The sequence below is a fragment of the Thiomonas sp. OC7 genome (assembly GCF_900634595.1).
In the GTDB taxonomy this organism is placed as follows: Bacteria; Pseudomonadota; Gammaproteobacteria; order Burkholderiales; family Burkholderiaceae_C; genus Thiomonas; species Thiomonas arsenitoxydans.
Map to the genome: position 1 here is coordinate 28,527 of NZ_LR131953.1, position 11,721 is coordinate 40,247.

The 11,721-nt window shown below is 62.5% G+C and carries 14 protein-coding genes; 2 read left to right on the forward strand and 12 right to left on the reverse strand.

Annotated elements, in window-relative coordinates:
• Positions 1–10: 10 nt before the first annotated feature.
• The 10 genes from BIO17B3_RS00150 to trbB all read right to left on the reverse strand — a co-directional run bounded on the left by BIO17B3_RS00150 (position 11) and on the right by trbB (position 9,745).
• Positions 11–1,402 (reverse strand): hypothetical protein, encoded by a 1,392-nt coding sequence (locus BIO17B3_RS00150; RefSeq protein ID WP_064971542.1) that lies wholly within the window; start codon positions 1,400–1,402, stop codon positions 11–13.
• A gap of 65 nt (positions 1,403–1,467) precedes the next feature.
• A complete protein-coding gene (locus BIO17B3_RS00155) occupies positions 1,468–1,941 on the reverse strand; it encodes a glycine zipper 2TM domain-containing protein (protein WP_064971543.1) in 474 nt (157 codons plus the stop codon).
• A gap of 142 nt (positions 1,942–2,083) precedes the next feature.
• The gene (locus BIO17B3_RS00160; protein WP_064971544.1) at positions 2,084–4,531 is read right to left on the reverse strand and encodes a transporter; all 2,448 of its coding nucleotides are present in this window, start codon (positions 4,529–4,531) and stop codon (positions 2,084–2,086) included.
• 42 nt (positions 4,532–4,573) lie between these two features.
• Complete coding sequence (gene trbD / locus BIO17B3_RS00165; protein ID WP_232054130.1) at positions 4,574–4,876, reverse strand: conjugal transfer protein TrbD; 303 nt, start codon at positions 4,874–4,876, stop codon at positions 4,574–4,576.
• 9 nt (positions 4,877–4,885) lie between these two features.
• Positions 4,886–5,224 (reverse strand): TrbC/VirB2 family protein, encoded by a 339-nt coding sequence (locus BIO17B3_RS00170; protein ID WP_084440238.1) that lies wholly within the window; start codon positions 5,222–5,224, stop codon positions 4,886–4,888.
• A gap of 87 nt (positions 5,225–5,311) precedes the next feature.
• The gene (traI, locus tag BIO17B3_RS00175; protein WP_064971545.1) at positions 5,312–7,222 is read right to left on the reverse strand and encodes a TraI/MobA(P) family conjugative relaxase; all 1,911 of its coding nucleotides are present in this window, start codon (positions 7,220–7,222) and stop codon (positions 5,312–5,314) included.
• Positions 7,223–7,588, reverse strand: coding sequence for a hypothetical protein (locus tag BIO17B3_RS00180; protein WP_156052520.1), 366 nt, complete (start codon positions 7,586–7,588; stop codon positions 7,223–7,225).
• A 118-nt stretch (positions 7,589–7,706) separates the two neighbouring features.
• Positions 7,707–8,456, reverse strand: coding sequence for a nucleotidyl transferase AbiEii/AbiGii toxin family protein (locus tag BIO17B3_RS00185; protein WP_156052521.1), 750 nt, complete (start codon positions 8,454–8,456; stop codon positions 7,707–7,709).
• Entirely contained in the window at positions 8,453–8,761 is a 309-nt protein-coding gene (locus tag BIO17B3_RS00190) for a hypothetical protein (protein WP_013106262.1), read from the reverse strand. The genes BIO17B3_RS00185 and BIO17B3_RS00190 overlap by 4 nt, the downstream gene beginning before the upstream one ends.
• Before the next feature lie 27 nt (positions 8,762–8,788).
• On the reverse strand, positions 8,789–9,745 hold the full coding sequence (gene trbB, locus BIO17B3_RS00195; protein WP_064135054.1) for a P-type conjugative transfer ATPase TrbB: 957 nt from the start codon (positions 9,743–9,745) through the stop codon (positions 8,789–8,791).
• A 147-nt stretch (positions 9,746–9,892) separates the two neighbouring features.
• Between trbB and BIO17B3_RS00200 the strand changes: the two genes are divergently transcribed.
• Both BIO17B3_RS00200 and BIO17B3_RS00205 read left to right on the forward strand, forming a co-directional pair.
• Positions 9,893–10,303: a hypothetical protein gene (locus BIO17B3_RS00200; protein WP_141130566.1), complete on the forward strand. Its 411-nt coding sequence runs from the start codon at positions 9,893–9,895 to the stop codon at positions 10,301–10,303.
• 32 nt (positions 10,304–10,335) lie between these two features.
• Complete coding sequence (locus BIO17B3_RS00205; protein WP_141130565.1) at positions 10,336–10,965, forward strand: hypothetical protein; 630 nt, start codon at positions 10,336–10,338, stop codon at positions 10,963–10,965.
• Positions 10,966–10,975: 10 nt separating this feature from the next.
• On the opposite strand, the gene BIO17B3_RS00210 is transcribed toward BIO17B3_RS00205, so the two are convergent.
• Entirely contained in the window at positions 10,976–11,554 is a 579-nt protein-coding gene (locus tag BIO17B3_RS00210; RefSeq protein ID WP_064135051.1) for a lytic transglycosylase domain-containing protein, read from the reverse strand.
• Complete coding sequence (locus tag BIO17B3_RS00215; RefSeq protein ID WP_156052522.1) at positions 11,551–11,721, reverse strand: hypothetical protein; 171 nt, start codon at positions 11,719–11,721, stop codon at positions 11,551–11,553. The genes BIO17B3_RS00210 and BIO17B3_RS00215 overlap by 4 nt, the downstream gene beginning before the upstream one ends.

Sequence of the window (11,721 nt, forward strand, 5' to 3'; positions counted from 1 at the left end):
GGTGAGAGGGTTACTGGCCTTGCGGCACGCCGGTTTGTGCGCCGATGTTCTGCAGCGTGGTGCTGGACTGATTCGCTGCGGCGTTCTGCGCTGCGGTGTTGAGCGTGCTGCCGATGCTGGGCGACAGGGCGTTCTCTTGTGCTGCAGTCGCGTTTCCGGTGGCAATCGCTTGGCTCTGGATGTTCTGTTGGTAGTCGTAAAGGCCTTGCTGCTGGTCAACCTCGTTCTGCGCGATGCCCGCGGCCTGCGTCCAGGTAGGGTCGCCCGTGGACTGCGCCTGAGCGTTGTCGTAGCTGGCAATCTGGTTGGCGGCATTGCGCGAATACTCGGCGCTCAACCCAGCGAGACCGGCCTGCGCTGCGATGACGGCGGCGTTCTGGTTCTGCTGCGCCGCTGCACCCAGGGCGTTCTGCTGGGCGTCGGCAGCGGACGTGTAGGACGTGTCCGTACTGGCCGCGGTTGCCGATTGCCCTTGCTGCACGCCGGTCTGCGCGGTCGTTTGCGCGAGCGCCTGCTGGGTATTCGTCGATCCTGCCGCCTGACCCTGCTGCACGCCTGTCATGGACTGAATCTGTTGCAGCGTGCCCTTGGCGCTGTTCAGCGCCGATGCGGCGGCTGCGACGTTCAGCGCCGTGCCCAGTACCGGGGCTGCGGCGACGTTGGCGGCATAAGCGCCGTTGGCAATGTTCTGCTCAACCGCATTGGCGGCCATCCAGCCCGCAGCACACCACGGATTGCCGCAGGACGCGGCGTTTTGCGCGTCCTGGTAGGCGGCTTTGTTCGCGGTGAAGCCGGTAGTCGTCAAGCCGTTCATCGCGGCCTGCGTTGCTGCCCCGGCGATCAGGTATTCGCCCGTGTTATTCGTCACCGTGGGTTGACCTTGCTGGACGCCGGTGCTCTGCGTGATGCTGGCCGTTGATTGTGCGGCGCCGGACGACGCAGCGGACTGCGCGGCGGAGTTGTTGGACTGTGCGACGGCGGGTGCAGCGGACACCTCGGCGTTATATGACGCGCTTTGAGACGTGGCCGCCTGCTGCTGCACAGGAATCTGGGCGCCAGCTTGTGCCTGGTTGTCGTTGGCGACCGATTGCGCCTGATCAGCGGCTTGCTGCCAGGCGTCGCTGTAGCCGCCGCCGCGCCCTCCGTAGTAGTCGCTTCCGACGTTCGCCGCATCCTGATTCGAGATGTCCTGCGCCGTGTTCGACGCAGCCTGGTACGCCTGCTGGTTGTAGTAAGACATCCCGCCGTTGTAGGCGCTGGTCGAGTTTTGATTCGCAGACGCGCCCAGGCTCTGCTGGGCAGTCGGATCGGGCGTGGGCGCCGGGGCTGGATAGGTCTGCGCGGACGCCAGCAACGGCAAAGCCGCCAATGCGGCGGCGAGGGTGAATTTTTTGAGATTCACGGCAAATTCCTTTCTGGCCCCTTGTTGGGGCTGTGTCTGGTTATGCTGTGACCACGGCAAAGCGATCAACCCACGGGCACGACACGCGCCTTGCCGCCATACAGATTGCCGATCACCTCGACACGCTGCCCGGCGACAAGATGCACATCGGCAGCTTGCGTGATCGCCACAGCTTGCCCGTTGTCCAGCCGGATCGTGATCTGCAGGCCCTGTTCGCGGGTTGCAGCGCCCTCTGCCGCGCTTCCGGCGATGCCGCCAGCGACAGCGCCGATGATGGCCATGGCTGTAGAGCCATGGCCGTTGCCGATGCGCGAGCCGAGATAACCCCCGGCAGCAGCACCGCCCAGCGTGCCGATGCCGGTGGAGTTCGGCGCGATCAGCACGGGCTGAATCGCCATCACCGTGCCGAACTGGACGGCCTGCGCCTGTTGCGAGCCCTGGACGGTGTAGTTCAGGGCGGATGCGTCAGGCACGCCGGGGTTGGCGCACGCAGACAGAAAAGCAGGGGCAAAGAGAATGGGGATCAGGAGTTTGCGCATGATGGACTCGCGTGTTGAGTGCTGATGCCTGGATATACGAGGGGGCGGCACGAGGCGGAGTCGGTTGATGAAGCCACACTTTCCTTGCCCCTGTCTGTGCGCCGCCGTAGGCGGGTGCAGTTGCACCGCGCGCAGCGTCCGGTCAGTACCCCTCCCAGGTCTGGGCAGCATCAAACTGCCCGCGCTCGCGCAGCCACTGCGCAGGCCAGGCATCGCCCAACGTGTCGCGCAGTTCTCGAATGCGCGCGATGTCTTCCTTGCCTGACACCCCTACAAAAGCCAGTTCGGGCGCGGACAGCCCCAGTTCGAACAACCGGCGACCGTCCGGGTGAATGACGTAGTACTGACGCTTCGGAGTGGCCATCGTCAGAATCTCGATCTGGCGATGATTCAGCCCGACACCCTCATAGAGGGGCCGGATGTTCTCGGTCATCGCCTCGGGGTTGGGCAAAAAAATCTTAGTCGGGCAGGACTCGAAGATCACATCGGCAATGCCCGATTTGGTCAGATCGGTCAGCGATTGCGTGGCGAACACCACCGCGACGTTGGCCTTGCGCAGCACCTTGAGCCATTCCCGAATCTTGGCCTTGAACGCCGGGTGTCCGAGCATGATCCAGGCTTCGTCCAGCACGAGCAAGGTCGGCTGACCCTTGAAGCGCTGCTGGATGCGGTGAAACAGGTAGGCCAGCACCGGCAGCACCACCTTGTCGCCCTTGTTCATCAGATGTTCCATTTCGAACACCTGGAACGGATCTTCCGCCAGCGCGTCGGTCTCGGCGTCGAGCAAGTGCCCGGCTGCGCCGCTGATCGTGTAATAGCTCAGCGCGTCGCGCAGTTCCGCATCCTGCAACTGAATCAGGAAGTTGGTCATCGTGCGCTGGTTCATCGCGTCGGTGGATTGACCGAGTTGCTGAACAGCGCGATAGATTTTCTGGCGATGCTCCGGCGTGACGCGCACGCTCTGCAGTTCGCATAGTTGCTCGATCCACTCTGCGACCCAGGCCTGCTCGTGGGGTTCATCACAGCGGCCCAGCGGACAAAAGGCCAGATCGCCGTGCTCGCCGCCGATGTCGTAATGCTGGCCGCCTGCGCCCCAACACAGGGGCAACATGGAATAGCCTTTGTCGAAGGCGAACACCTGCGCTTTTTTGTAGCGAAACTGCTGTGCGACCAGCGTGGACAGCAGGGTGGACTTGCCCGAGCCGGGCGGCCCCAGAATCACGGTATGCCCCAGATCGCCCGCGTGCAGACTCAGACGAAACGGAGTCGCGCCATCGGTCTTGGCGTACAGCAACGGCGGGCTGGCAGGCGGATAGAAAGGGCAAGGATTGCTGTCCGGCCCAGCCCAAACCGCCGTGAACGGCAGCAGATGCGCCAGGTTCAGGGTGTTGATCAGCGGACGGCGCACGTTCGCGTGCGTGTTGCCCGGCATCGTGCCCAGATAAGCCTCAACCGCATTCACCGTTTCGATGCGCGCGCCGAAGCCGGCGTTCTCGATGATTTTCTTGACTTCGCGGGCGATTTCGTCCAGCGTCGTGCTGTCGTCATGCGCAAGCAGAATGACGCTCGTGTAGTAGCCGAAGCGCACCGCGCCTGATTGGTTTTCGCTGATGGCGGCCACCGCATCTTCGGTCTGTTCGACCGCGTGCATGTTCAAGTGCGTCGCCGCGCCACCCGAGGCTTCGCGCACCAGGTTCATCATGCTCTTGCGCTTTTGCGCCCACTTGCTGCGGTAGCTGTTGAGCACCTTGTCGGCCTGGGCTTGCGACAAGTAGATGAAGCGGTTGCTCCAGCGATAGGCCACCGGCAGGCGCGACAGGAAATCGAGGATGCCAGGGGCAGAAAAAGCCGGGAAGCCTTCAACGGCCAGGCAGATCATGGGCCGACCGTCCAGACGGGGCTCAAAGCCAGTCGTGAAGTCGTGCTGGCCGATCACCGCGTCCAGGTACATCGGCACTTCGGGCATGCGCACCCGGCGCGGCGCTTGCAGCGTGATGCACGAGTCCAGATAGCCCAGCAGTTCGCTGGTGACCGCGCCAGTATGTTCATCGACCGAATCGGTCATCCGATTGATCTTGACAACCGTGGACAGGCGGGATTCGACTTCGCGGATGCCGTCCTTGAAGCGCTGCAGGTTGCGCGCGGCAACGCCGGTTTTTTCACCGCCGTCAATAAACATGGACGCGGCTTTGTCCGCAGCGTCAGGATCGGGAAACCAGGAAATGGTGAGCGCAAAGCGGCTCTCGAATCCTGCATGCTGACCTTCGTGCCGAGCCTTGCGCATGTCATCGATCAACCGCGTGGTGCGGTCGGGGAATGCCCCGGCCTTGGCATAACCGGGAGCCTGCTGGCGGATCGCATCGCAGTTGACCACCCAGCCGTCGTCGAGCAACAGCGCGTTGTTGATGCGCGCGGCCATGGCGCCGAGTTCGCCCTTGGTGGCGGAATCCAGATCAGGGCCTTGGTACCACCAGCCAGCAAGCAGCGCACCAGCCTTGGTCAGCACAATGCCATCATCGACCAGGGCCGCCCAGGGCAGCAAGTCGGGCAATCCGGCGGCGCGGTCACGGAATTCTTTGAGGGCAAGCATGGGTGTTCCTTTGTTGGTTGCTTCCGGGGTCACTTCCGGGGGTTACTTCCACTCGCGCGACTTGCCAAACGGCGTGGCGCGACCGGAGTAAAAGCGTTTGAATGCAAGAGAGCGGCGTCCGGTTTTGGAAAGCTGTGGATCAAACGTTGCGGCGCGGGACAGCGCCCAGGTGCCGAGCACCCAAAGGCCGATCCCGAGCCCCGCAGCCCACAGCTTGGCCAGCGAAAACACGAACACCCCGGCGAGAGTCATCAGACCAAGAACCAGGGTGCGCTCACCGCCCAGCATGAGCAGCGGACGGTTGAGCGAACCGTGGATCGGCGCGGAAATGTTCTGATCGTCCACGGCTGCTCCTCAGATGACCGCGCCGGACAGGCCGAGCGCCGACAGGAACTTGTTGCCCATGACGATCATGGCCACGCCCAGCACGACGTACAGGGCCTTCTTGGCGATCCCGCCCAGCTCTTCGCCGAATACCAGGGCGGCGCCCGCAGCGAGGAAAGCAATGACGCTGATGCCGGTGGCAACCGGGCCGGTCAGATCGTTCTGCAGGGTCTGGATGGGCGTATCCCAGGGCAGGCCCCCAGAGGTGGAAGCGAACGCTTCCATGGTGGTCGCCGCAAACACGGCGGCAGCGAGGGTGAGGCGACGCACGACGGCGGCGCGCAGGTTGCGGATGGTAGAAAACTTCATGGCTGATCCTTTCGTGATCAAGTAACTGGTTGGGGCGCGGCGGAAGCCTTGCTTGAGTGGATATGCGCAGGGGCGGCACGGCGCGATTCAGCGCAGGGGCGGATCACGGGGTAGGACGGGGCGACGCGGGCGGGATGGACTGCGCTCGACTTCGATTTGCGCGCGTTCCTGCTCAACGACCTGTTGCAGGTCGGCATCCTTGACGCCAACACCCAGGCGAGCGGCCTGTCGTGCAGCCTGCTCGCGGAATGCGGCGTCGCCAGTGATGTAGACCTCGCCACCAAACTTCTGAGCAGCCAACCGCAGTCCGGCCTCAATCGTGTCGGCATCCGCGATGTGGACATCGACGCGCGGGCCGGAATCGGTCATGCGCACGCGCCCGGCTTGGTCGTGGTATTCGATGCGCTGGTGGCGGCGATCGACCTGGATGCGGGCGTCTTCGAGCGCAAAGGCTTTCCTTGCCCCCGCTGTTGGGTCTGGCGGAGCACCGCCAATGGAGCCAGCCATAGCGCGCGGCTTTAACGGGTCAAGGTCTTCGCCCTCGAAGCCATTCTTGCCTTTGTTCTTTTGCTGTCCCTCGCGGTAGCGAATGCCGCGCAGCGCCGATGCGGCTGCTTCATCGTCCGCCATGGCTTGGCGCTCAAGCCAGTCCACCCAACCCACGCTCGGCGCATCCTTAGTCAGAGATGTACGTTCGGCTTTCTGCCGCTTTTGCAGTTCCTGTCGCCGAATGACCGCTTCGGCAGCCCACAGCCCCTGCGCGATTTGCTTGCTGCCATGCTTGGCGGTGAGTTCTGCAATGCGCACCGGCTTGATGGCCTTGAGTTCTTGCCGGAGCGTGGCGCGCTCGGCCTGGTGATGCGCGCGCAGGCTGGAAACCAGCGTGCCACGGGCCTGCTTCTGCGTCGCCTGCTCACGCTTGAATGTGTCCGCCAGTTCCTTGCGTGCCAAGGCGCGCGCCTCGCGCTTCGCCTGCCGTTCCGGGGTTGACCCCGTGCGTCCGGGGATTTCCTGCAAACCCGGTTCAGTCCCGGCGCGCACGCCATCGACAAAGCGGGCATAGGTTTTGGCGGGCTGCACGCGAGCGGCAGAAACATCAGGGGCGACGAAGGGTGAACCAAACTTTTTCTCCAGCCGGCCCAGGCTCAAGGAGTAATGCACGCCGCTGGCCTTGGTGCTGGTGGCGCGACCATCGGGCAGGTTGGTGTCGATGACCAAGCCGCCACCGCTCTGCCGCAAGGTGCAGCCGCGCTCGGCCAGCGTTTGATGTAGTTCCTGCCACGACCGCGCGGCGAGCAGTTCATCCTTGGCGCGTTTGCTCAGCCAGTCCGACAGGCTGGGAACGCCGCTGTGGACTTCCGCAGCACGCGCACCCGGCGTCGGCGCCCGATCGGTCTTGCGCAGGCCCAGTTGTTCGCGCTGGGCTTTGCTCAGGCGCTGAACTTCGCCGTCGATGACGACATACGGCCCCTTGTCATGCGCCCATCCCTGCGCAAGCTCAAGTTCGCGCATGCACTTGTCCAGCACCAGAAAATCCAGCTTTGGCGGACCGGACAAATGGAGTTTTTCCGGGTGAACGCGGTTGGCTAGGATGTGGATATGCCAATGATGGTCGCGGTCGGTGTGCAAGCCCCAGACCGCTTGATTTTCAGACAGTCCAAGCGCCTTGAGCGTGTGCGCTGCAGCTTCACGGCACTGCTCCGGCGTGGGGTGCTCGCCCTCGCGCCAGGAAATGGCGTAGTGATAGAAAGGGTTGCTGGTGAACCGATTGCGCAAGCGGCCCGCCTCGGCGGTGTAGTCCATCATGCGGATGGCCAGAGCGCGATCCAGCGGGTCGGTCAGATCGAGGTCGCCCATCTCCAGGTTGAAGCTGCCACCGGTGACGTTGCGATCCAGCGCGTGCTCTTCGCCGCCCTCGCGGAAGATGTATTGCACGCCGTGGTGCGCGGAGACCCGCCCGCCGCGCTCGTTGTGCAGCTTGATGACTTTGGCGAGCATTCAGGCAGCCTCGTGCTCGTCGCCTTCATTCTTGCCGCCCGCGAGCCTGTCGGCGTGCTCCAGCACGGCTTGCATGGCCGACCAGTAGTGTCGCTTTTCCTCATTCGTCCAGTTGGACTCTTTTGGGTACTGGCCCTTGAGCATCGCGCCCAGGCGGCGTAACTCAAACACCGCGCTTTCATCGACGCGGGAAGCAATGCGCAGCTTGCCGCCAGACAGAGCGAGGTCGCGCACAAAGACGCCGGGCCGCATGCCGGCTTGCGCGGCATGGGCGTTGATGACGTCGATTTCCGCGCGCGTGCAGCGGAAATGAAAAAAGAGTTCGCGCGGCGCGCGTTTGGTTTTTTGAGTGATGTTGGTTGCCATGAAAGTCCCCATGTGTGCTTATGGGGATATGCGCGTGGGCGGCAACACAAACAGCACCCGCGCTGCGCGCGGCGCCCAGGCAAAGGCAGGGGCAAAGAAAAGGGCGGGCGGGGGATGCTCAACGACCGAGGTCGATGTCCGGATTTTGTCGGTGTATTGCCGACAGCCCGGCGCTGCGGCCTGCTGAGCGTGTGTAGCGGTCGGCCTGTTCCAACGCCCACTTGATGGATGCATCGAACGCTGGCTTGTCGGGAGCGCGGATCGCATCCCATGCCGCTTGCGCCGCCCGTGATGTGGTCATGGCATGCAAGGACTCTCGAATCGCATCGAGCCGGTCGCCAGGCAAAAAAACCTGCATGGACTTCGCGACGTGCCCAGCCGCGCTGTGCGCGACGACCGCGCGCCAGTCAAACAGGTCGCGGGGCGTCAATGCCCATCCGCGATAGAACAATTTCTTTGCGAGGACTTCATCCACCGGCTCAAGTGCGAAAGGCACCTCGACATCGGACGCATGCTCATCGGGCAAGCCAAGCAGCGACATGCTCACGATGAAGTCGATTTCCCCGGCAGGGAGTCGAAGTTTCAGCGCTGTGGCGGACTCTTCATATCCCGTCATGACGGACTCAAAGCGATCGTTCAGCCGGGGAGTGAGATACCCGATCCACTGTGGATCACGGATAAACAGGTCAATGTCATCGCTGATCCGGTGTTCGAAGGCCAGCATGAGCCGCGTTCCACCACCCAGCTTGGGGTCCATCTTGGACCCAGCGCGTTGCTCCGCATCGGCCACCATCTCGGCAGCAGCACGGGCGAGTTCGCGCCACGGGCCGCTGGCCTTGAACTGAGACACGTCGTCGCGCGTGGTCATGTCCGATCGGCAACCAGTTGCTCCCACGCCTTGACACGCGGCATGCCGTCCGCCAGGGTTTCGGCGTAAAGCTGATGGGCGTGTCGCCAGTCGGTCTTCGCTTCGCGGGCGCAGCTCAGGATGAGCGCAGGGTCGATTTCCGTAAAAAGGCTGTGCAGCAGTCCCCGAACGATGCGGGTCTTCTGTCCGGCAACGATATGCGCAACGGTGCCTTCGCGCAGCGCAAGCGCAAGATCAGCCGGGCGAACCACCGGGCCGGTCGCCGCGTTCAAATGCCCGACGGCAAGATCGAGTTTGCTGTCCATAGGTGCATTTTGCAGCAGGCGGCCCCTTCAAGCCAGCCGCTCGACGTGGAACCCGCCGCTGGACGACCAGCCGCGCACGGCGGCCACTTCTTCGACCCGGCGACCATCGGCGGTGCGCTTGATCGAGACGACCACATTCACCGCTTCGGCGATGAGTTCGGGGTTGGGCGGCACGCCAGCTTCTTGAATGAGCTGGCCGATGCGGATCAGCGCAGCGCTGGCGTCATTCGCATGCACCGTGCCGACGCCGCCTGGATGCCCGGTGTTCCAGGCTTTGAGCAAGGCCAGGGCGCTACCGTCACGCACCTCGCCCACAACGATACGGTCTGGCCGCAGCCGCATGGTGGCGCGCAGCAGTCGGGTCATGTCGGTATTGTCGCTGGTGCGCAGGAACACGACGTTTTCAGCATTGACCTGCAGCTCGCGCGTGTCTTCGATCACCACAATGCGGTGTTCCCCGTCAAGCCGGGCCACGGCGTCGAGGATGGCGTTGGCCAAGGTGGTCTTGCCTGTGCCGGTGCCGCCGCTGACCAAAACATTCAGCCGGCCAGCGACCGCCTCTTCGAGCGCTTGGCGCTGGGCGCGCGTCATGATGCCCTTGACGACATAGTCATCTAGGGTAAAGACCAGAGTGGCTTTTTTGCGCAAGGCAAAGCTCGCGCGCTCGACCAAGGGAGGAATCAGCGCCTCGAACCGGCTGCCGTCCAGCGGTAGCTCGCATTCGAGGATGGGTTGCTGGGACGTCACCACGGTATCGAGCATGGCCGCCACGGTGTTGACGATGGTCAGCGCCCGCACAGCGTCGATGCGGCCGGTCTGCCGCATGCCCTCGCCCAGGCGATCCACCCAGAGCGTGCCATCTGGGTTGAGCATGATTTCGACCACACGGGGATCACCCAGAGGATCGAGGATTTCACTGCCCATCGCCCGTCGCAGGGCCTCGGTTTGCCGTGCGCGTGCCGCTGATTGTTGTTCGTCTGCCATATTCCTGCTCCTGTATCACACACACAGATATGGAAAACGGCGGCAAACAAACGACGATGTTGATTATTCGATGATTATAAGTTGATATTCGACATTACTGGTGCGCGCTGAAAAAATTGTGGTCACTGCAGTTTAGGAGGAACCACAATGGACGCAGAAATAATGACAAAAACGGAAATCCGGGTGATGCGCATCATCCATGGCTTGCCTGACAGAAAGCCGGGCTTTACATGGCGCGATTTCTGCAATTCGCCAAGTGCATTTTTGAAAACCTGGCCCCTGGGCCGCGCGGGCCGCAGGCTAGCATTCCTGCTGTCGCGCAAACAAAAAACCGCGGCGCGCAGCGGCCTGGTTGTTGCTCGACACGCGAAACTGGCGCTGGAAAAAATGGCCCAGAAAATCAAATCGCGTGGCGGCGATCTGGCGCGGCAGTTTATCGGTTTTGTTGTGCTGCTCGGAGTTTGGGCTGCGCGCACGATTTCTGTGGTGCTGCCCGACGTGCCGCTAAAACGGCAGCGGAAACTGGCTCTCGAATCGCAGCTTCAGATCGAGATCTGAAACCACCAACACCAAAGACAAAAGGAATGAAAATGAAAAATGAACTCTCACTTACCCCGCTGCAAACCTGGGGTGCCGAGTCGATTTACCAGGAAGCCATGCGGGCCGCGCGCCGTTGGCGCAGCGAGCCAGCATTCAATTCTGGCGGGCCGCTTGATTATGTTGAAGACCGTGCGCAGGAAGTTGTTTGCCACGCCTGGGGATACATCAAAAAGCGTGGCTTTAGCGAGGAAGAGTTGTGTATGGATCAGGTGACCCTTTTCCACCGGATCGCAGAATACTCAAAATTTGGAATGATACAGCGATGCTACGCTGTAAAAACGACCGAAATTTTTGCTGACGAAGCTAGCGACGAAGACGCGCGCACCGACAATGCGTCTGGATGTACGGAAGATGCGGAGCATGAGGAACGCGATCAAGAAACGCGAAGCCGCATCAAAGAGATTTTCAGGGCAGTCGGAATTACCGATGCCGACTGGGCCATTTTTGGCGACGCAAACAGCGATCTGACAGAATCTCTCGGCGTCTGTCCGCGAGAAGTTCGGAATATCAAGTCGGATCGCAGTAAGGCGATTATCAAGAGGTTCGAAAAACTTGGCCTGCTGGGCGAAATAAAATCAATTCTCGGCGTCCGGCAACTCAACAAGCTCAACCCGATTTGATCGCCGCTGATCACCACTTCACAGCCAGCCCGCCGCCCTGGGGCGCCAGCGGGCTTGCCTGCGGCGTCCAGGTGATGACGGGGCGAACAGGCGGCAGCGCGCCTATGTTTGCCGGATCACTGCTTGCCCACTGCGCCAGCTTGCCGCCCGGAATGGCTGGCACGAAAACGCCAGCTTTCCCGAACACCTTCTCCCCATAAGCCATTCCCACAGGGCTGTGGAGCTGGCCGGTGTTGTACGCTGACAAGGTGGCGCGTAGATCGCCCGAACGCATCCATCCCTCCATCAGAACCGTCTGCGCGGCGCGCAGATTCGCGCAGGGGTCGAGAACCTGATCGACGCCCAGCCCCAGCCGGGGCAGGTTCCTGCTGTTGATCTGCGCCAGTCCGATGTCCACCGAGTGTCCTCGCGCGATCAGCTCGCGTGCGATGCGCGCAGCTTCCGCCACGCTCGCAGGCCGATAGCTCTTTCCGCCGGTGTTGTCGTGCACGGCCAGCGGATCGCCCCCGCTTTCCTGCTGCACAATCGCCGCCAGCGTCACGGGCGCAATCTGGGGTGCGCATTGCTGAAGCATGGCAACCGGCGTCATTTCGCGGCTCCACCAAGCAGGCCGAACCAGACGCTTGCCATCAACGCAGCGGACGCAATGACGGCAACGGCAGCAAGCGTGCCGAGAAACCATCCGGAATCCTCAAGCTCTTTGATCCCAGAATCGTTGCGCCCAGAATCCCCGTTACTCACATCGCCGTTGCTCAT